The 19,151-nt window shown below is 67.9% G+C and carries 23 protein-coding genes; 14 read left to right on the top strand and 9 right to left on the bottom strand.

Features of this window, described 5'->3' with window-relative positions; translation table 11 throughout:
• Positions 1–4: 4 nt before the first annotated feature.
• The 6 genes from V3B25_RS17375 (at position 5) to rnfB (ending at position 5,405) form a co-directional block, all read left to right on the top strand.
• A complete protein-coding gene (locus V3B25_RS17375; RefSeq protein WP_329811061.1) occupies positions 5–1,075 on the top strand; it encodes a serine hydrolase domain-containing protein in 1,071 nt (356 codons plus the stop codon).
• The gene (locus V3B25_RS17370) at positions 1,072–1,476 is read left to right on the top strand and encodes a VOC family protein (protein WP_049421045.1); all 405 of its coding nucleotides are present in this window, start codon (positions 1,072–1,074) and stop codon (positions 1,474–1,476) included. Before V3B25_RS17375 ends, V3B25_RS17370 begins: the two co-directional genes overlap by 4 nt.
• A gap of 195 nt (positions 1,477–1,671) precedes the next feature.
• Positions 1,672–2,115, top strand: a complete 444-nt coding sequence (locus V3B25_RS17365; RefSeq protein WP_049421044.1) for a DUF2147 domain-containing protein — start codon at positions 1,672–1,674, stop codon at positions 2,113–2,115.
• 102 nt (positions 2,116–2,217) lie between these two features.
• Positions 2,218–4,299, top strand: a complete 2,082-nt coding sequence (gene metG / locus V3B25_RS17360) for a methionine--tRNA ligase (RefSeq protein WP_329811060.1) — start codon at positions 2,218–2,220, stop codon at positions 4,297–4,299.
• Positions 4,300–4,375: 76 nt separating this feature from the next.
• Positions 4,376–4,966 carry an HAD family hydrolase gene (locus tag V3B25_RS17355; RefSeq protein ID WP_329811059.1) on the top strand — a complete coding sequence of 197 codons (591 nt, stop codon included), beginning with the start codon at positions 4,376–4,378 and terminating at the stop codon, positions 4,964–4,966.
• Between the two features lie 25 nt (positions 4,967–4,991).
• Positions 4,992–5,405 carry an Rnf electron transport complex subunit RnfB gene (gene rnfB, locus V3B25_RS17350; protein WP_080291848.1) on the top strand — a complete coding sequence of 138 codons (414 nt, stop codon included), beginning with the start codon at positions 4,992–4,994 and terminating at the stop codon, positions 5,403–5,405.
• 151 nt (positions 5,406–5,556) lie between these two features.
• Here the strand turns inward: rnfB and V3B25_RS17345 are convergent, their stop codons facing one another.
• The gene (locus tag V3B25_RS17345) at positions 5,557–5,904 is read right to left on the bottom strand and encodes a RidA family protein (RefSeq protein WP_005410556.1); all 348 of its coding nucleotides are present in this window, start codon (positions 5,902–5,904) and stop codon (positions 5,557–5,559) included.
• A 192-nt stretch (positions 5,905–6,096) separates the two neighbouring features.
• Between V3B25_RS17345 and mprF the strand changes: the two genes are divergently transcribed.
• The gene (gene mprF / locus V3B25_RS17340; RefSeq protein ID WP_329811058.1) at positions 6,097–8,661 is read left to right on the top strand and encodes a bifunctional lysylphosphatidylglycerol flippase/synthetase MprF; all 2,565 of its coding nucleotides are present in this window, start codon (positions 6,097–6,099) and stop codon (positions 8,659–8,661) included.
• Positions 8,662–9,013: 352 nt separating this feature from the next.
• Here the strand turns inward: mprF and V3B25_RS17335 are convergent, their stop codons facing one another.
• The 4 genes from V3B25_RS17335 to V3B25_RS17320 form a co-directional block, all read right to left on the bottom strand.
• Positions 9,014–10,360, bottom strand: a complete 1,347-nt coding sequence (locus tag V3B25_RS17335) for an AcvB/VirJ family lysyl-phosphatidylglycerol hydrolase (protein ID WP_329811057.1) — start codon at positions 10,358–10,360, stop codon at positions 9,014–9,016.
• Positions 10,361–10,438: 78 nt separating this feature from the next.
• Positions 10,439–11,056 (bottom strand): DUF998 domain-containing protein, encoded by a 618-nt coding sequence (locus tag V3B25_RS17330; protein WP_032130397.1) that lies wholly within the window; start codon positions 11,054–11,056, stop codon positions 10,439–10,441.
• The gene (locus tag V3B25_RS17325; protein ID WP_049398321.1) at positions 11,053–11,226 is read right to left on the bottom strand and encodes an oxidoreductase-like domain-containing protein; all 174 of its coding nucleotides are present in this window, start codon (positions 11,224–11,226) and stop codon (positions 11,053–11,055) included. The genes V3B25_RS17330 and V3B25_RS17325 overlap by 4 nt, the downstream gene beginning before the upstream one ends.
• 50 nt (positions 11,227–11,276) lie before the next feature.
• Positions 11,277–11,879 (bottom strand): hypothetical protein, encoded by a 603-nt coding sequence (locus V3B25_RS17320; RefSeq protein ID WP_049421037.1) that lies wholly within the window; start codon positions 11,877–11,879, stop codon positions 11,277–11,279.
• A 228-nt stretch (positions 11,880–12,107) separates the two neighbouring features.
• Between V3B25_RS17320 and V3B25_RS17315 the strand changes: the two genes are divergently transcribed.
• A complete protein-coding gene (locus tag V3B25_RS17315; protein WP_329811056.1) occupies positions 12,108–13,262 on the top strand; it encodes a tetratricopeptide repeat protein in 1,155 nt (384 codons plus the stop codon).
• A 6-nt stretch (positions 13,263–13,268) separates the two neighbouring features.
• Here the strand turns inward: V3B25_RS17315 and V3B25_RS17310 are convergent, their stop codons facing one another.
• A complete protein-coding gene (locus V3B25_RS17310; protein WP_019337002.1) occupies positions 13,269–13,604 on the bottom strand; it encodes a zinc ribbon domain-containing protein YjdM in 336 nt (111 codons plus the stop codon).
• Positions 13,605–13,795: 191 nt separating this feature from the next.
• Between V3B25_RS17310 and V3B25_RS17305 the strand changes: the two genes are divergently transcribed.
• From V3B25_RS17305 to V3B25_RS17295, 3 genes are all read left to right on the top strand, one after another.
• Positions 13,796–15,157, top strand: a complete 1,362-nt coding sequence (locus tag V3B25_RS17305; protein WP_032129362.1) for an Hsp70 family protein — start codon at positions 13,796–13,798, stop codon at positions 15,155–15,157.
• Between the two features lie 229 nt (positions 15,158–15,386).
• Entirely contained in the window at positions 15,387–15,680 is a 294-nt protein-coding gene (locus V3B25_RS17300) for a YkgJ family cysteine cluster protein (RefSeq protein WP_081113744.1), read from the top strand.
• 11 nt (positions 15,681–15,691) lie between these two features.
• Entirely contained in the window at positions 15,692–15,874 is a 183-nt protein-coding gene (locus V3B25_RS17295; RefSeq protein WP_005410566.1) for a hypothetical protein, read from the top strand.
• A gap of 49 nt (positions 15,875–15,923) precedes the next feature.
• Here the strand turns inward: V3B25_RS17295 and V3B25_RS17290 are convergent, their stop codons facing one another.
• The 3 genes from V3B25_RS17290 to V3B25_RS17280 are packed head-to-tail and all read right to left on the bottom strand — an operon-like array spanning position 15,924 to position 17,924.
• Complete coding sequence (locus tag V3B25_RS17290) at positions 15,924–16,805, bottom strand: DUF4097 family beta strand repeat-containing protein (protein ID WP_049421040.1); 882 nt, start codon at positions 16,803–16,805, stop codon at positions 15,924–15,926.
• 10 nt (positions 16,806–16,815) lie between these two features.
• Positions 16,816–17,349: a hypothetical protein gene (locus V3B25_RS17285; RefSeq protein WP_329811055.1), complete on the bottom strand. Its 534-nt coding sequence runs from the start codon at positions 17,347–17,349 to the stop codon at positions 16,816–16,818.
• On the bottom strand, positions 17,346–17,924 hold the full coding sequence (locus V3B25_RS17280) for an RNA polymerase sigma factor (protein WP_032129359.1): 579 nt from the start codon (positions 17,922–17,924) through the stop codon (positions 17,346–17,348). The genes V3B25_RS17285 and V3B25_RS17280 overlap by 4 nt, the downstream gene beginning before the upstream one ends.
• Before the next feature lie 126 nt (positions 17,925–18,050).
• Here V3B25_RS17280 and V3B25_RS17275 point away from each other — a divergent pair, with 126 nt between their 5' ends.
• The 3 genes from V3B25_RS17275 to V3B25_RS17265 all read left to right on the top strand — a co-directional run.
• On the top strand, positions 18,051–18,230 hold the full coding sequence (locus V3B25_RS17275; protein ID WP_189720790.1) for a hypothetical protein: 180 nt from the start codon (positions 18,051–18,053) through the stop codon (positions 18,228–18,230).
• A 35-nt stretch (positions 18,231–18,265) separates the two neighbouring features.
• Positions 18,266–18,859, top strand: a complete 594-nt coding sequence (locus V3B25_RS17270; RefSeq protein ID WP_080291803.1) for a mechanosensitive ion channel family protein — start codon at positions 18,266–18,268, stop codon at positions 18,857–18,859.
• Between the two features lie 171 nt (positions 18,860–19,030).
• Positions 19,031–19,151: transposase (locus tag V3B25_RS17265; RefSeq protein ID WP_329810563.1), on the top strand; the 121-nt coding region annotated here is incomplete at its 3' end.

The raw sequence follows: 19,151 nt of genomic DNA, 5'->3' as shown, positions 1-19,151 counted from the left end.
CGCCATGCGCCCTGCCGTCGTCCTGTTCGCCGCCGTGCTGGGCCTGCTGCCGCTGGCCACCTCCGCCGCACCGGTGCTGACCCCACCGGATGCGGGCATCGACGGCCTGATGCAGGCCTACGATGGCCAGGTACCCGGCGCCGCCGTGCTGGTGCTGCATGACGGGCAACCGGTGTTCCGCCGCGGCTACGGCCTGGCGGTGCTGGAGGACGGCACCACGATCACCGCAGCCAGCAACTTCCGGCTGGCCTCGGTCAGCAAGCAGTTCACCGCTGCGGCGGTGCTGCTGCTGGTGGAGGATGGCCGGCTTGGGCTCGACCAGCCAGCCCGGCAGTGGCTGCCCGAGTTGCCGCCGGCTGCAGCGGCCATCACGATCCGCCAGCTGCTCTCGCACACCAGCGGCCTGCTCGACTACGAAGACCTGATGGACCCGGCGGACACACGGCAGGTACACGATGCCGATGTGCTGGCCCTGCTGTCGCGCCAGGACCGGCTGAACTTCGCACCGGGCACGCAGTACCGCTACAGCAACAGCGGCTATGCACTGCTGGCAATGATCGTCGGCCGCGCCTCCGGCCAGAATTTCGCCGCCTTCCTGCAGCAGCGCGTCTTCGCGCCGCTGGGCATGGCCCACACCGTGGCCCACCAGGACGGTGTCGATACGGTGCCAGCACGTGCCTATGGCTACAGCTGGATCGACGGTCGCTGGCAACGCACCGACCAGAGCACCACCAGCGCCGTGCTCGGCGATGGCGGCATCTATTCCTCGCTGGACGACCTGGCCCGCTGGGATGCGGCGCTGTACGACGACCGCCTGCTGTCGAAGGCCTCGCGCCGCGCCATGTTCAGCCCGTCCACCGCAACCACTGAGCCGGACGCGCCGCACTACGGCTTCGGTTGGCACCTGAATGGCCCGGTGCAATGGCACAGCGGCGAGAGCATCGGCTTCCGCAACGTGATCGTGCGCCACCCGGAGAAGCACCTGACCGTGATCGTGCTGACCAACCGCAACGACCCCGAACCCTATCCGCTGGCGCTGAAGATCGCCCGGCGCTGGCTGGACACCCTGCAATGACCCGCGATGCCGACGCCCTGCTGGGCATCCACCACGCCGCACTGATCTGCAGCGACTACGCACGCTCGAAGGACTTCTACGTGCGCATCCTCGGCCTGCGCGTGCTGGCCGAGAACCACCGTGCCGCGCGCGATTCCTGGAAGCTGGACCTGGCCCTGCCCGACGGTGGCCAGCTGGAACTGTTCTCCTTCCCCTCGACGCCGCCCCGTCCCAGCCGCCCGGAAGCCCAGGGCCTGCGCCACCTCGCGTTCCGCGTCGCCCGGCTGGAACCCTTCATCCAGCGTCTGGCTGCGCATGGCGTGGTGTGCGAACCGATCCGCGTGGACGAATACACCGGCCGCCGCTTCACCTTCTTCGCCGACCCCGACGACCTGCCGCTGGAGCTGTACGAAGTCGGTTGAGCGTTCTTCAATCGAGATTCATCCACGCATGGCGTGGATCTACCGTGTCGACCAAGGTCGACACCTACCAACAGCCGCAGAAATCTGTCAGAGGCGGGGCGCAGCCCTGCAAAGCCCCCTTCCCCATACCCCGCCGAATGGGTATACAGTCGACCCATGCCGGCAGCGTGCCGGAATGAACCCTGGGAGGGGACCATGCGCAACACCTTCAAGACCCTGCTGCTGGCACTGCCGCTGTGCCTGGCCGCCCTGTCGGCCCAGGCCGCCGACGGCGCCGCCGGCCGCTGGAAGACCATCGACGACAAGACCGGCAAGGTGAAGTCGATCGTCGAGATCACCCAGGCCGCCAACGGCACGCTGACCGGCAAGGTGGTCGACATCCTGCACTCGGACAAGGGCCCGAACCCGGTCTGCGACGGCTGTGAAGGCGCCAACAGGAACAAGCCCGTGAAGGGCATGACCATCCTCTGGAACCTGAAGGCCGACGGCACCAACAAGTGGTCCGGCGGCACCATCCTCGACCCGGCCAACGGCAAGACCTACAAGTCGAAGATGGAACTGCAGCCCGGCGGTACCAAGCTGGATGTGTCCGGCTGCATTGCCTTCATCTGCCGCGCGCAGACCTGGCAGCGCGAGTAAGCGCCCCGGCCCCCGCTTCATCCCCGTGACCCGGCCCCGGCCGGGTCACCTCGTTGCAGGCATGCGATACTCTGCGGTTCCCCTCGGCTGCACCCCGCGACCATGACCCGTACCGCGCTCGTCACCACCGCCCTGCCCTACGCCAACGGCCCCCTGCACCTGGGCCATCTGGTCGGCTACATCCAGGCTGACATCTGGGTGCGCGCGCGGCGAATGAGCGGCGGCAAGGCCTGGTTCGTCTGCGCCGACGACACCCACGGCACGCCGATCATGCTGGCTGCGGAAAAGGCCGGGGTCACCCCGGAAACCTTCATCGCCAACATCCAGGCCAGCCACGAACGTGACTTCGCCGCCTTCGGCGTGGCCTTCGACCACTACGACTCGACCAACTCGGCGGCCAACAAGGCGCTGACCGAGCAGTTCTACCTGAAGCTGGAAGCGGCCGGCCACATCAGCCGTCGCTCGGTGGCGCAGTTCTACGACCCGGCCAAGGGCATGTTCCTGCCCGACCGCTACGTCAAGGGCATCTGCCCGAACTGCGGCAGCCCCGACCAGTACGGCGACAACTGCGAAGTCTGCGGCGCCACCTATGCGCCGACCGACCTGAAGGAGCCGCGTTCGGTCATCTCCGGTGCCACGCCGGAAATGCGCGATTCGGAGCACTTCTTCTTCGAGGTGGGCCACTTCGATGCATTCCTGCGCGAATGGCTGGCCGGCGATGTCGCCCTCCCGGGCGTGAAGGCCAAGCTGGGTGAGTGGCTCAATGCCGAAGGTGGCCTGCGCGCGTGGGACATCTCGCGCGATGCACCCTACTTCGGCTTCGAGATTCCCGGCCAGCCGGGCAAGTACTTCTACGTCTGGCTGGACGCGCCGATCGGCTACCTGTCCAGCTTCCAGACCCTGTGCAGCAAGCTCGGCGAAGACTTCGAAGCGCACCTGCGCGCCGGCACCGCCACCGAGCTGCACCACTTCATCGGCAAGGACATCGTCAACTTCCACGGCCTGTTCTGGCCGGCGGTGCTGCATGGCACCGGCCACCGCGCGCCGACCCGCCTGCACGTCAACGGCTACCTGACCGTAGACGGCGCCAAGATGAGCAAATCGCGCGGCACCTTCGTGATGGCGCGTACCTTCCTCGACGCCGGCCTGGAGCCGGAAGCGCTGCGCTACTACTACGCCGCCAAGTCCGGCGGTGGCGTCGACGATCTCGACCTGAACCTGGGTGACTTCATCGCCCGCGTCAACGCAGACCTGGTCGGCAAGTTCGTCAACCTGGCCAGCCGCTGCGCCGGCTTCATCAGCAAGCGTTTCGACGGCCAGCTGGCCGCACAGCTGCCCGATGCGGCGCAGTACCAGCGCTTCGTCGACGGCCTGGCGCCGATCCGTGAAGCCTACGAGCGCAACGATCCGGCCGCGGCGATCCGCCTGACCATGACCCTGGCCGACGAAGCCAACCGCTACATCGACGACGTCAAGCCGTGGGTGATCGCCAAGCAGGATGGCGCCGACGCGCAGCTGCAGGCCGTGTGCAGCCAGGGCCTGAACCTGTTCCGCGTGCTGGTCACCGCCCTGAAGCCGGTGCTGCCGGCCACCGCTGCGCAGGCCGAGGCCTTCCTGGCCGCGCCGGTGACCGACTGGACCGAACTGGCGCAGCCGCTGCTGGGCCATCGCATCACCGAGTACACCCCGCTGTTCACCCGTATCGACCCGAAGAAGATTGACGCCATGATCGACGCCTCCAAGGACACCCTGCAGCCGGCCGCCGCTGCCGCCCCCGCCGCCAAGACCGACGCCGCCAAGCCGGCCGCACCGGCACCGGCCAAGGACGAAGCCAAGGGTGCCGATGCTCCGGCCTACATCGGCATCGACGATTTCGCCAAGCTCGACCTGCGCATCGGCAAGGTGCTGGTCTGCGAGTTCGTGGAAGGTTCTGACAAGCTGCTGCGCTTCGAACTGGACGCCGGCGAGCTGGGCAAGCGCCAGATCTTCTCCGGCATCCGCGCCAGCTACGGCGAGCCGGAGAAGCTGGTCGGCCGCAGTGTGGTGTTCATCGCCAACCTGGCCCCGCGCAAGATGCGCTTCGGCCTGAGCGAAGGCATGATCCTGTCGGCCGGTTTCGACGGCGGCGCGCTGGCGCTGCTGGACGCCGACGGCGGCGCGCAGCCGGGCATGCCGGTCCGCTGATGCCCGCAGCGGGCGTGGTTGCGGCCACGCCCGCCGGCAGCACCGGCCTCGGGGCAACGCGATGGGAGGCAACGGAATGGAACTGGCGCTGTTCGACTTCGACCACACCGTGACCACCTGCGATACCTATGGCCGATTCCTGCGCCGCGTGGCCACGGCCGAACAGCTGGCGCAGGCGTGGTGGAAAGTCGGCCCGTGGCTGGCCGCATACAAGCTGAAACTGATCTCGGCCGAGCGCATCCGCGCGCACGTCACCCGTTTGACCTTCAGCGACCGCCACAGCGATGACATCGCCACGCTGGCCGCCGGCTTCTCGCGTGAGTTCCTGCCCGACGTGGTGCGCCCGGAAATGCTGGAGCAGATCCGCTGGCACAAGGAACAGCAGCACACCGTGGTGATCGTGTCCGGCTCGCTGGACCTGTACCTGCGGCCGTGGTGCGAACAGCTGGGCCTGCAGTTGATCTGCAACCGGCTGGAGAGCCAGGACGGCCGTCTCACAGGTCGCTATGCCGGTGGCGACTGTGGCCCGCGCAAGGTCGAGCACATCCGCCGCCAGTTCGATCTGTCACGCTACGTGCGCATCCATGCCTACGGTGACAGTTCCGAGGACAAGCCGATGCTGGCGCTGGCCCACGAGCGCTGGTTCCGTGGCAAACCCTTGAAGTAACCCCAACGCGCAGCCTTCGCCACGCATGAGCCTGATTCCTCCCCTGACCGAACGCCTCGACCGCCTGCTGCCGCAGACCCAATGCGGGCAATGCGGCTACGACGGCTGCCGCCCGTACGCGCAGGCCATGGCGCGCGGCGAGGCAGGCGTGGACCGCTGCCCGCCGGGCGGCGACGCTGGCGCGCGCGCACTGGCGCAGGTACTGGACGTACCCGCCATTCCGTTTGATCGTTCGCGCGGCGAGCACAAGGCGCCGCAGGTGGCATTGATCGTGGAAGCCGACTGCATCGGCTGCACCAAGTGCATCCAGGCCTGCCCGGTGGATGCCATCGTCGGTGGCGCCAAGTACATGCACACGGTCATTGCCGATCTGTGCACCGGTTGCGAGCTGTGCATTCCACCGTGCCCGGTGGACTGCATCGAGCTGGTGCCAACGTAGCCACCAGACCAACCGGCAGTGGAGCGGCGGGGTAGAGTCGACTGTTTGTCGACTGCTCTTCGTTCCGGCGGCGCAAAACCCCGCGCTGCGCGCGATAGTCGACTAACCGTCGACTCTACCCTCCGCTGGTGGGACCTGACCTTGCCTGCCGTTACGGTACCGCCGCCGTCACTACGATCTCGACCTTCCAGTCAGCGTGGGCCAGCTTGGCCTCGACCGTGGCACGCGCCGGGGTCGCACCCTCGACCACCCACTCATCCCACGCCTTGTTCATGCCGTCGAAGTCAGCCATGTCGGCCAGGAACACCTCGGCGCGCAGCACGTGCTGGCGGTCACTGGCGACCAACGCCAGCAGCTTGTCGATTTCTGCCAGCACCTGCCGGGTCTGGCCGGTGATGTCCTGGCTGGTGTCTTCCGGAATCTGGCCGGAGAGATAGGCGACCTTGTTGTATACGGTCATTTCGGACATGCGCGGTCCGACGTCGTAACGCTCCATCATGGGCGTGGCTCCTGCGGTTGATCAGGCCTGCATTGTCCTCCAAACCGGTCGACGGTGGGTGCACGGGCGTCCTCCGCGACACGTCACTACCGGACTCGGACGGTCCCACTGGTCAAATGACGATGACAGGCGCACGATGCGCCACGCCCGCGTTGACACCGCCCTCGCCCCTCCTGCCGCACCCTTGCGCCGATGACCGCCCCCGTCGATTCCACCAATGCCTCTTCCACGCCAACCTGGAAGCGGGTTGCCACCATCGTCATCCCCCTGCTGATCCTCGCCCTGGCCCTGCACGGCCTGGCCAACGAGTTCGACGAGCACGGCTATCGCGCCATCCGCCAGGCGTTCCGGCAGCTCAGCGGCACGCAGATCGCGCTCACCGTGGTACTCGGCCTGGCCAGCTACGCCTGCCTGATCGGTTTCGATGCCATCGGCCTGCGTCGCAGCGGCATCCGCGTGCACCCCGCGCGCATCGGCATCACCGCCTTCCTCGCGCACACCCTCGGCCAGACCGTGGGCTTTGCCGCACTGACCGGCGGCGCCGTGCGTCTGCGCGGCTACCGCAGCGCCGGCCTGGACCTGGCGCAGATCGGCCAGGTGGTGCTGATGAGTACGCTCGGTTTCGTGTTCGGTGCGTGGCTGTTGATCAGCGTGGCACTGTGCATGGAGCCTGCAGCGGCGGCATTGGCGTTGCCGTTGAATCCAGACGCGGTGCGCGTGGTCGGCGTGGCCGCCCTGCTCGCATTTGTGGGCACCGTGTTGCTGGTCGGCCGCGAGGGACGGCAGTTCAGCGTGTTCGGCCATGCACTCTGGTTGCCCGACCGCCGCACCATGCTGGGTGTCACCGTACTCAGCGTGATCGAACTGGTGCTGGCCAGTGCCGCGTTCTACGTGCTGCTGCCGGACTCCACGCCGACCGGCCTGCCGGGCTTCGTCGGCCTGTACCTGGTGGCAGTGCTGGCCGGCTTGGTCTCGACGGTTCCCGCGGGCCTGGGCGTATTCGAATGGAGCCTGTTGAAGCTGTTGCCACAGGTGGCACCGGCTGCGGTGCTGGCGGCTGCACTGATCTACCGCGTCACCTACTACGTACTGCCGCTGGTGCTGGCCACGCTCCTCGCGCTCGCGCCGGCACTGCGTCAGCCGCTACAGGCCAGTGCCGGCGCAACCCGCGCCGGCTGGAACGCGCTGCGCCCGTGGCTGCCGCAGATCATCGCGCTGGCGGTGTTCAGCATCGGCGCCGCGCTGGTCATCGACGGCACGCTGCCGACGCCGCGCCGTCACCTGGTCAACGCCTCGCTGCCGATCCTGGAAACCTCGCACCTGATCGGCAGCCTCAGCGGGGTCGCGCTGCTGCTGATCGGCCAGGGCCTGGCCCGGCGCAGCCATGCGGCGTGGATGCTGGCGATGGTGGTGTGCGTGGTCACCCCGTTGCCGTTGTGGCTGCGTGGTGGCCAATGGCTGATCGCAGTTTCCGCAGTGCTGGTGGCGATGGCACTGTGGGCCGCACGCCGCGAGTTCTACCGCCAGGGTGCCCTGCTGGATGAAGCCTGGTCGTGGCCGTGGCTGCGTAACCTCGGCCTGGTGCTGGTGGCGGTGACCTGGCTGCTGTTCTTCACCTACAGCCATGTCGAATACCAGAACGAGCTGTGGTGGCAGTTCGCGCTGTCCGGCAACGCGCCGCGTGCGTTGCGCGCGTTGCTGGTGGTGGCCATCGCACTGGTGATGTTCGGCCTTGCGCGGCTGCTGCACAGCACGCGCAGCCCGCTGCAACCCGCCGACGAAGCCACGCTGCAGTCGCTGGCGCCGGTATTGGCCGGTGCCACCGATACCCAGGCCTGCCTGGTACTGACCGCCGACAAGGCGGTGCTGCGCGATGACGCGAAACAGGGCTTCGTGATGATGCAGCGCTACGGCGGTTCGCTGATCGCGATGGGCGATCCAGTCGGCCCGCCTGACGTGGCGCGCGCGTTGATCTGGCGCTTCCGCGAGGAAGCCGACCGGCTGGGCCTGCGCCCGGTGTTCTACCAGGTGGGCGAGACCTACTGGCAGACCTACCTCGACCTGGGCCTGGGCCTGGTCAAGCTGGGCGAGGAAGCGATGGTGCCGCTGCATGACTTCGGCCTGGAAGGCCGCGAACGCGCCGATCTGCGCCAAGCCTGGAACCGGGGCAAGCGCGGTGGCCTGACCTTCCGCGTGGCACCGGTGGAGGAAATTCCCAGCCTGCTGCCGCGCCTGCACGCAATTTCCAATGCATGGCTGGAAGACAAGGCCGGCGATGAGAAGGGCTTCTCGCTGGGCAGCTACGACCCGGATTACCTGGTGCGCTTCCCGGTGGCGCTGGTCGAGGCCGAGGGCCAGATCGTGGCGTTCGCCAACCTGTGGCAGGCACCGGCCGGCGCCGAGCTGTCGGTCGACCTGATGCGCCACGTCAACGAAGCACCGAAGGGCACGATGGACTTCCTCTTCATCGAACTGTTCCTGTGGGGCCGCGCGCAGGGCTATGCGCGTTTCTCGCTGGGCATGGCACCGTTGTCCGGGCTGGCACAGCATCGGCTGGCCGGTCGCTGGAACCGACTGGCCGGTCTGCTGGCGCGGCACGGCGAACGCTTCTACGGGTTCAGTGGCCTGCGCCGCTTCAAATCGAAGTTCGATCCGCAGTGGCGGCCGCGCTATCTCGCCGCGCCCGGCGGCATGCATCTGCCGGCCGCGCTGCTGGATGCCACGCGCCTGATCTCGCTGGATCCGCGGCGGAATTGAAGCCGCGATCCGCCGGGCATGACCCGGCGCTACCTGCCACCCGGTAGGTGTCGACCCTGGTGAACACGCTCATTCCACGGCACCTTCAGCCCCGGCGCCGACCAAGGTCGGCGTCTACCAACAGCCGTCGGGCGTGGCTCGACGCTACATGCGCCGGGTAGGTGTCGACCTTGGTCGACACGCTCATCCCGCGGCGCCTTCAGCCCCGGCGCCGGCCAAGGTCGGCGTCTACCAACAGCCGTCGAGCGTGGCTCGACGCTACATGCGCCTGGTAGGTGTCGACCTTGGTCGACACGCTCATTCCACGGCACCTTCAGCCCCAGCGCCGACCAAGGTCGGCGTCTACCAAACGCTACACCCCGCCCTTCAGGATCACTTCGGCGAGGCGGTCGTAGTCACCCCCGAAATGGTGGTCGCCCGGCAGCTTCACCTTCCTCACGCCGTCATTGGCCGGCAGATCCGGGCACAGCGCGTCCTCATCCTTGTCGCCGTACACGCACAGCGTTTTTTCCGCCGGCAGCCTGACCACTTCCGGTGCAATCGGCAGGCCGTCGCCGCCACCGCCCAGCCAGTTGCTGACATGGAATTCGAAGTCGGCCTTCCTGCCCACCGACAGCAGCACGATGCGCTCCAGCGCCTCACGGGTGCCAGCGTCGAGCTGGTTGATGGTGGCCGGCAGCACGTCGGCGCCCTGCGAAAAACCGATCAACATCACCTTGTCGCGGTGCCATTGCTGGCGGTAGTGGTCGATGATCTTCTGCAGGTCGCCCGCAAAGCCCTTCGGTGTGCGCTCGCTCCAGAAGTAGCGCAGCGAATCGATGCCGACGACCGCCACGCCATGCTCGTTGAGTGACGACGCCACGTTCTTGTCCAGGCCAGCCCAGCCACCGTCACCGGAGACGAACACCGCCAGCGTATCGCCGCTGCCGGTCGCCGGCATTTCCACCACGGGCAGGCCCTTCAGTGCAGCAGGCGGCGGTGCCAGGCTGACGCCGGCCTGCGCGCCGATCACCCGTGCCGCAGCCACCAGGCCCGGTGACGCATCACCGCGCGCGGTGCGCTTGAACTCGCGTGCCATCGCGACCTGCTGCACGAACGCGCTGGCCTGGCCGACCTTGCAGCCGCGGTCACCGGCCGCGCTCAACCACGGAAAATTCAGTTCGGCCGGCTGCAGCCTGCCGTGCTTCACACCATCGCCGCAGACCATGCGCTGGTGGTTGTGGTCCGGGCAGAAGCCGGTGGTCAGTACACCGGCAAACACCTGGGTATCGGCCTGCGCTGCCAGCGAATAGGCCATCTCGGCACCTTCGCCATCACCGCCGACCAGCGGCAGGTGGTAGCCGGGCAGATGCAGCGAGGCCTGCAGCCAACGTGAGAAATTCTCGACGTCACCGGAACCGAACGAACAGGTCAGGTCCCCCTCGCGCTTGAGCACACCGCGCAGGTGCGCAATGTCCACTGCCGCGACCAGCGCGCCATCGGCACGCAGGGCCTCGATCGGCAGGCGGCTGGTGTCACCACCGGCCGTGGGTTCGTGGAACCAGATCACCACCCGTTGCGGCGTGCCGGATGGCATGTGCACCGGAATCTGCTCGAACCGCCCATGGCTGAACTGCTGCGGGGTCACGGCCGCCGTTGCCGGCAGCGCGGCCAGCGCCAGTACCACACCCATTGCCCTGCCCAGCCCTGCACGCTTCATATCGCATCCCCGATGGAATGCGCACACGATACGCCGCCGCCGCGTGCACGGCACGTACCGGCGCAGGCCGTTGGGGATTCAGTGGGCTGCGGCCCGACGGCTGCGACGGTACAGCGCCATCGCCAGATACAGCAGCCAGCCAACGATCACCGCGATCACCACTTTCTGTCCCAGCCCACGCGGTGGTCCACCACGCCACAGCACATGCAGCCACAGCAGCACAAAGGCCAGCCATGCCCAGCCCCAGAGCAGGCCCGCAGCGGACTGCCAACCCGGTTCGCGGCGCAGATACCAGGCCTGCAGCAGCATGCCGACGCTGGCACACAGGAACGCCGTGTTGGCTGCCAGCCCATGGATGAACGGTGCCAGCAGCGGTGTTGCTTCAGGCAGCCAGCTGTCGCCGATGGCGACCGTCGCCAGCCCCAGCGCGGAAACCGTGAACAGCAATGGTGCGGCCGCACTGCGCCGCGGGCCGATGCTGCCGCGATACAGCGCAATGCCAAGCGCCGCAATGGCCAGCGCCAGCAGGCAGTAGGCAGCGCGCAATGCCAGCCCCCACGGCCCGTGCAGGTACAGGCTCAAGGTCGCCCGCACCCAGTCCAGATCACTGCGCGCAACCTGGGTCCACAGCGCGGTGGCCACGAACAGCACCAGTGCCACCAGCGCCAGCACCGCCGCCGGGCGTGCACGGCTCATGGTGCGGCCTCTGGATGCCGCGTCTTCCACTCGGCCAGCGCCTTGCGGTAGCGCTGCAGCTCATCGGAATACAGGTCCAGCACACACAGCGGGCAACCACTGCCGCAGCATTCGTTGGGGCCGGGTTCTTCCGGTGGCAGCGGGCGGGGATCGGGATCAGGGACGGACACGGTCGGAAACGGCAATCATTGGAAACAGGTCACCAGTGTACCGGGCCGGCTCAAACGCCCAGCTGACGTCGCAGGTTGTCACGGGCGGCCGCGTCCAGGCGCTGGTGGAAGAACTCGCTGAGGAATATCCGCGGAGCGCGCAGCAGGCCCTGCAGGAAGCGGCGACGGCCGGCACGGTACAGGAAGCCCGGCACCACCCCTTTGTATTCTTCGGCCACGCCACGGTCATAGGCAGCGAACACCGGTTCCGGCGCGGCCAGGATCGCCATGTCGCAGTCCAGGAACAGCGCCGCCTCGGCATCCACATCCTCCGGACCAAGCGCGCCGTGGCGGGCGGTCAGCAGGATCAATTGCTCCACGCGAGCGGCGTCGACAGTGGCAAGCTCTGGCGCCTGTGTGATCGCCTGCAGAGCCAGCTGCGCCGAACGCGCCTCGTTGTCCTTGCGCCCCGCCTGGTAGATCGCATCGTGATAGAGCACGGCCAGATAGATCTCGGCCGGCTGCTTCCAGCCGGGGCCGTCGGCGACATCCTGGCAATGCTGCAGCACCGCGCGCACATGGCCGAAGTGGTGGTAGGCCCTTGGCGGCGTTGCATAGCTGTCCTGCAGCGCCTGCCACTGCGCCGGGGCAAGCGTCAGCGGTGAGAAGTCCATGACCGGATCATCCCGCCTGCGCCGGCGCCGGGCAAGCTGGCGGTTTTTTCACCACGCACTCACAACGCTTGCCGGGCGGGGCCCGGAGCCAGTTGTCCACAGCTTTGTCGAGCGCTGGTCCACACCGGTTGTGGATGAACGCGGCGCCGACCAACGGTCGCTGCAGCCGGACATCCATGGGCATACACTCGCCACAGGCGGGAGCGCCCGCCGCTGCCGGGAACCGTCATGTACCGTTCTGCCGCCCATTGCCTCACTCTTTCGCTGCTGGCCTTCTGTGCTCCTGCCTTCGGCGCAGGCCAGGCACCGCCCGCCGATGTGGTGACGACCCCGACCATCACCGTGTCGGCCGCACGTGTGCCGACCCCGGAAGAAGTGTTCGCCATTCCCGCGGACCTGCGTGCGATGCTCCAGAAGCAGGTGATCCAGCGCAGCTACTCCCGCGACCAGCGGCTGCAGGCGCTCGTGGAGATGATCTTCGACCAGCACGGGCTGGACCTGCAGTACGACGCCAATGCGACCTACACCGTCAGCGATATCTGGCAGCACCGCCGCGCCAACTGCCTGGCCTTCACCCTGCTGTTCGTGACGCTTGCGCGGGAGGCTGGCATCCAGGCCCGCGTGCAGGAAGTCGGGCAGGTGGTGTCCTGGTACCAGGACCAGGACGCGGGCGTGGTCTACAGCGTCGGCCACGTCAACGCCGGTGTCGACGTCGGTGGGCGTTTCGGTACCGTCGATCTGGACCGCAATGTGCTCTATGACCGCCGCGGCCCGGTTCCCGTCAGCCGTGCGCGGGCGTTGGCGCACTTCTACAACAACCGGGGTGCGGAGCGCCTCGCCGACGGTGATTTCGTCGGCGCGCGTGCATTCTTCGACGCGTCCCTGGCTCAGGACAGCGGGTTCGCTCCGGTGTGGAACAACCTCGGCGTGCTCGACCACCGCGAAGGCAACAACGAGGCGGCGCGGCAGGCGCTGGACCGATCGCTGCAGCTGGAAGGCCGCCAGGGTGCCGCACTGACCAATGCCTCCGCGCTGTTCCGCAGCCTGGGCTTGACCGCGCAGGCGCAGTCACTTGAGCGCCGGTTGAAGTCGGTGCAGCGCGAAGATCCGTTCGCACAGTACATGTTCGGCGCCAAGGCCGAACGTGCCGGCCAGCTGGACCAGGCGATCCGCTATTACCGGCAGGCCGTTCGCCTGTATGACACCGCGCATCAGTTCCACTTCGGGCTGGCACGGGTCTATTTCCTGGCTGGCCAGCTCAAGCGCGCCGATCGCGAACTGCTGCGTGCGCAGGAACTGGGGGGCGCGCCGGAGCAGGCGCGCTACCAGGCCAAGCTGGACAGCCTGGCCCGCTGGCGCGCGCAGCAGCAGGCCAGGCGCTGAAGGCGATCAGGCCTTCTTGAGGAAGCAGGTCTTCAGGACCAGACCCTTGATCTTGTCCGAGTTGCCTTCGATGTGCTCGGCGTCATCCTCGACCAGGCGGATGTTGCGGATCACGGTGCCCTGCTTGAGCGGGATCGAGGAGCCTTTGACCTTCAGGTCCTTGATCACGGTGACGGTGTCGCCGGCCTGCAGGGTGTTGCCGTTGCTGTCACGCACGACCAGGGCGGAACCGGCGCTTTCCTCGGCGGTCCATTCGAAACCGCAGTCGGCGCAGATCCACAGCGCACCATCGGCGTAGGTGTTTTCCAGGGTGCACTGCGGGCAGGCGGGGGCAGAAGACATCAGCAAGTACCTCAAAGTGAATCAACAGCCGCCATTGTAACCGCCTGGCTCCCTGCCCTTTTCCGGCCAGCGCCCGGCGGCTCGCATGACCCGATCCGGAACCCCCACCCAGAACAGAAGGCCGCAGGAACTTGCAGTCGGCGACGAACTGCAGCAGAGTGCGCGGCCCCTGATCGCCCCCGGAACTCCCCATGCGCCTCGGCATCGACTTCGGTACCAGCAACTCCGCCGCCGCCATCGTGCATGAGGGGAAACTGCTGCCGATCCGCTTCGGCGACGCCGAGCAGTTCCGCACCAGCGTGTACTTCCCTGGCGTGGTGCCCGACCCGGACGACTTCCAGCTCGACGCCGGTCAGGAACACGAGCTGCAGCAGATGATCGACAGCGCCGCGCGCGCGGCCCGCGCCGCCGGCCAGGAACGCACGCCGCAGGCGCTGCGCCGCGAAGCCCTGCGCGCACTGCGCCGGGAATGGATGGAAGCCCGCGCCGGCAAGGAGCGCAGCGCCAGCGACCTGCTGCAGAACGCGGTCTACGGCGACGACGCGCTGGAAGCCTATTTCGAGGAACACGAAGGCAACCTGGTGCAGAGCCCGAAGTCGATGCTGGGCTACAACCTGCACCCGCGCGCGAAGCAGACCATCACCGGCATCGCCGCGCACATCCTCGAGCACATCCGCCTGACCGCCAGCGCCCAGCTTGGCCAGCCGCTGCGTGCCGCCCTGCTCGGCCGCCCGGTGCAGTTCCGCAGCTCGATCGGCGCGGCCGGCAACGATCAGGCACTGGACATCCTGCGCGAAGCCGCCACCCAGGCCGGTTTCGACCAGATCGATTTCCTCGAGGAACCGGCCGCGGCGGCCATGCATTACCACGCCGAAAGCCGCGAGCGGCACCAGGCGGTGATCGTTGACATCGGCGGCGGTACCACCGATATCGCCCACGCCGAGGTTGGTGGCGATGCTGCGCCGCGCATCCACCGCGCCTGGGGTATCGCCCGCGGCGGTACCGATATCGACCTGGCGCTGAGCCTGTCCAGCTACATGCCGCTGTTCGGCCGCGGCATCACCCGCGTGCCCGCCCACCACTACGTGGAAGCCGCCACCGTGCAGGACATGACGCGCCAGCGCGACTTCCGCCAGCACAAATACGACCATGTCGACGAACCGTGGGGCGCGCGCCTGCAGGCCCTGCAGGACACCGGCAACACCGCCCGCCTGTACCGCGATGTCGAACGCGCCAAGATTGCCCTCAGCGCCGCCAGCGAACACCGCAGCACGCTGGACTACATCGCCCGCGACCTGCATGCCGACAGCAGCGCCGACGGCCTGGCCGCCGCCGCCCATGGCTACCTGGAGCAGATCCGCGAGCTGCTGGCCCAGGTCCGCAGCGACATCGGCGGCGACCCGGACGCGGTGTTCCTGACCGGCGGCATGTCCCGTGCCGGCTACCTGCGCCAGGCCGTGGCCGAGGCCTTCCCGGGGGCCCGCATGGTCCACGGCGAGCCCTCGCTGGGCGTGGTCCAGGGCCTTGCGCTGGCGGCAGCCAGCCAGGATTAACAAAACGTTACGCGGTCTAAGTTACTCTTGGTCGGCTAGAACCACGCTGCACCTTCCGCCGGCCACGCCGGTGTGTGTTCACAGTGCAGCCTGGCCCGCCCCGCGGGCCTAGCGGCCATGCCTTCCTGGCTCGTTCATGGTCCGCGCAGCACCTGAGCCGCCATCGAGACCCGCTTTGGGCACCCGCCAGGCCCCTGTGGCCTTACAACCTGACGCAGCACCTGCACCCATCGACTGCCGCCGTTGTGACGCGGTCTGTTGCCGGCTGCCCGTGCTGCTGCAGCCCGGCGACCACGTGCCCGGCCAGTTCCTGTCACGCGACACCCACGGCCGTACCGTGATGGCGCGCAACGAGGAAGGCTGGTGCGCAGCGATCGATCCCTATCACCTGCGCTGCACGATCTATTCGCAGCGCCCGGCGATCTGCCGCCAGTTTTCGATGGGCGGCGATGACTGCCGCCGCGAGCGGCAGGACTACCTGCGCCAGGCCGATGCCTGGGCGCTTTCCTCCCCTTCCACCTGACAGGAGCAACCATGCCCCGCAAGGCAAAGACCCCCGCGAAGGCCAGCAACAGCATCCGCAGCGAACGCAAGGGCGCGGCCGCCAGCACTGTGGTCAGCAGCGATTCGATCGCTTCGGACCTGGCAGCGTTCCGCAAGGCCGGTGGCAAGATCGAAGTCCTCGGCACCACCTGGGCGCTGAAGAAAGCCAGCTGACCCAGTACCGACCGCGGCGGCGCTGCCGCCGCGGCCTGCCGGATCGCGTTCAGCGGTCCAGGCGTACCCGCACACTGCCCGAATGCGACTGAATGCGGATGTCACCGTCACCGCTGCCCAGACGCGTATCGAGGTGGCTGCCCGGCCCATAGCGCGGGCGCTCCACCTGCCCGGCATCGCTGTTGATCGATCCGCTGAAGCTGTTCACCGACAGCTGTGCCGACACCGTGCGTGGCAGGCTCAGCGTGACCGAGGCACTGACCGATTCGACGTTGATGCGGCCGCCAGGAGCCAACCCGGCCGCTGCCAGATCGATGCTGCCCGAGACGGTCTCCACCGCCAGCCGCTGCACGCGCCCGGCGTCCACCTCGACCCGGCCGGACACCGTCTGCGCACCGATATCACCGGACACGCCGCCGCCGGCCTCGATCCGGCCACTGACCGTGTTCACGTCCAGCTTCGGCGTCTGCAGGCGTGCGCTGACGCTGCCACTGACCGTGTTGAGCTTGCTGTCGCCACTGCGGCCAGCCGCGCTCAGGCTACCGCTGACCGTGTCGGCCTGCAGCCGTCGCACATCGATGCCACTGATGTCCTGGCTGGCGCTGACCGTGCTCAGCAGCAGCTCCACCGAGCGCGGCACGTTCAGTACCAGCGTCGCGCCACCATTGCTGCTGCGGCGCGGGTATTCGATCTCCCAGCGCACACGGTTGGCACTTTTCTCCTGACGCAGCTGCAGGCCGTCGCTGAGCGTGCCGGTGAGCTGCACGTCATTGCGGTCCCAGCCACGCACGGTCACCTTGCCGGCCACATTGCTCAGCTCGATGCGACCGCCCGCGGCCAGGGTGTGGCGCTCGTCGATGCGGGTGTCGGCCAGCGCCACGGCAGGGGCCAGCAGCAGCGCGACACAGCAGGAAATCAGGGTTCGGGTCATGGGGGTCTCCTCAGGTCGTCAAGCCGGACTCGGCGGCATAGGCCGCCTGCCGGGTCAGTTCCAGCCGCAGCGCGTAGGTGCGCTTGAGCTGGCCAAGCAGGTGCGGCGCACGCGGGTCCTGCGCCAGGGCGGCACGGATCTGCGCTGCGCTTTCATCCAGTTCGTGCAGCGCCGGCTGCCATTCCGGCGCCCGTCCATCGGGCAGCGAAGCGACGGCCTGCTGGTACTGCTCGGTCATCACCGCCGCCTGCAGCTGCAGGGTAGACGGCACCGGCGCGTCCGGCTGCGCATGGCGCCACGGCGCCACCGCGTAGAGCGCCAGGCTGGCCGCCAATGCCGCACCGACCGGCAGCCACCAGCGACGCCGCGAGCGCGCTGGCAGGGCCACCACGTTGTCGCCCGGCGCAGGTGCCGCCTGCGGTTCACGCGGCGGCAGCTGCGCCGACAGGCGTGCCCAGCCATCGGTGGGTACGCCGCGTTCGGTCGGCAGCGCGCGCAGCCGGGCCAGCAGATCGTGGTCGGAATCGTGGTCGTGTGTACTCATGTCATGTCTCCCAGCCGTGCGCGCAACAGGCCGCGCGCACGATGCAACTGTGCCTTGGAACTGCCGACGGCCATCTGCAGCTGTTCGGCGATTTCCTGGTGTTTCCAGCCTTCGATGTCGTGCAGTACCAGTACCGCACGTGCCCGTGGCGGCAGTGTCGACAGTGCCCGTTCGAGGTCGCGTTCGGTGCCGGCGCAACGATCGTGCACTGCCAGCTCCTGCAACCCTCCGTCCACTTCGTCGAGGCTGTCGTGATCCTGCCCGCCGGCTCGTCCGCGCAGCTCCATCAGTGCCGCGTTGACGCCCAGCCGGTGCAGCCAGGTCGACAGGCTGCTCTCGAAACGGAAGCCCGGTAGCGCCTTCCACGCCTGCAGGAACGCTTCCTGCAGCGCGTCCTCGGCGCGTGCCTGCTGGCCGCCACACAGCCGCCACAGCACAGCGAATACACGGGGTGCGTGGCGCCGGTACAGCAGTTCATAGGCAGCGGTATCACCGGCGGCCGCCGCCCGCACCAGGGCGGGTTCATCGACGGCGTCGTTGGCGGCAGGCGGCGCGGGCATGGTGGTGTCGAGCATATCGCTTGGATGCGGCGACCCGGGAAAAGGTTTAGAGCCGATCGATGATCGATGGCATGCAACCTTTTGGGTGGCTGCTGCATCCATGAAAGGTCCTTCGCGAAATTGCCGTCCAGGAGTCCTGCCATGTCCAGCCCATCCTGCGCCGCCCTGCTGGTGATCACCGCCTGTGTCCTGCTGCAGGCGCTGGGCCTGTCACTGCAGCTGCGTCCCGACAATGGCCGCGCCTGCCTGCAGCAGCACCGCCAGGAGCTGTTGTGCGTGGCCTGGAACCCGGCGGTCGAATCCCCCGCACGCGCCGGGTAACATCAGGGGCCGTTCCCGCCGCCTGTTTTCGCCCCATGATGTTGTCGCTGAAGGATCACCTGCCCGCCTGGACCCACCCGTGGTTGAACTACGCCGGCGTGGCGCTGCAGATCGTACTGGTGCTGCTGGTCGCATGGCTCCTGCGCGTGCTCGCCCGTCGCCTGATCCGCCGCTTCGCCGAGCACTACACGCTGCCGCCAGAGATGGTGATGGGTGCGCGCCGGATCACCAGTTTCGTGGTCTATTTCAGTGCCCTGCTGTACATCCTCAGCCTGCTCGGCGCGAAGCCGTCGGTGTTGTGGACCGCGTTCACCGGCTTTGCAGCCGTGGGCGCGGTGGCCTTCTTCGCGGCGTGGAGCGTGCTGTCCAACATCTTCTGCACGCTGCTGATCTTCACCACCCGCCCGTTCCGCCTGCACGACTACATCGAGGTGCTGGAAAACGGCGAGAAGCCGGGCCTGAAGGGCCGGGTGATCGACGTGAACCTGATCTACACCACGCTGCAGGAGACCGGCGACGGCCACGAGGGCACGGTGCTGCAGCTGCCGAACAACCTGTTCTTCCAGCGCACGGTGCGCCGCTGGCGTGACCCGGCGCAGGCCCCCGGCGGCATCCAGGGCGACGGCTGAGGGTGGGGGTTTCGGCAGGGCTTGCAGCCCTGCACCTGCTTGGAGCAACGGCAACGGCGAAAGCGTGCTATCCGTGGGATAGCGGGGTGGGTCCGGTGGCGGGAGACGCCGTAAACCCATCCTTGAAGTGACCCCCGGGAGTTGGACGCTAGATCCAACCCCGAGGGATACATGAACAAATACGACGCGCGTTTCAAACTGCAGGTCGCCAAAGAGGCCTGCAAGACCTCCACATCGGTCAAAGCCATTGCCCGTCGCCACGGCCTGGAGTTCTCCACGGTCAGGCGCTGGG

It is taken from the genome of Stenotrophomonas sp. SMYL8, assembly GCF_036320065.1.
In the GTDB taxonomy this organism is placed as follows: Bacteria; Pseudomonadota; Gammaproteobacteria; order Xanthomonadales; family Xanthomonadaceae; genus Stenotrophomonas; species Stenotrophomonas maltophilia_A.
Note: the sequence above shows the minus strand (reverse complement) of the source record. Positions and strands in the feature narration are given on the sequence as shown.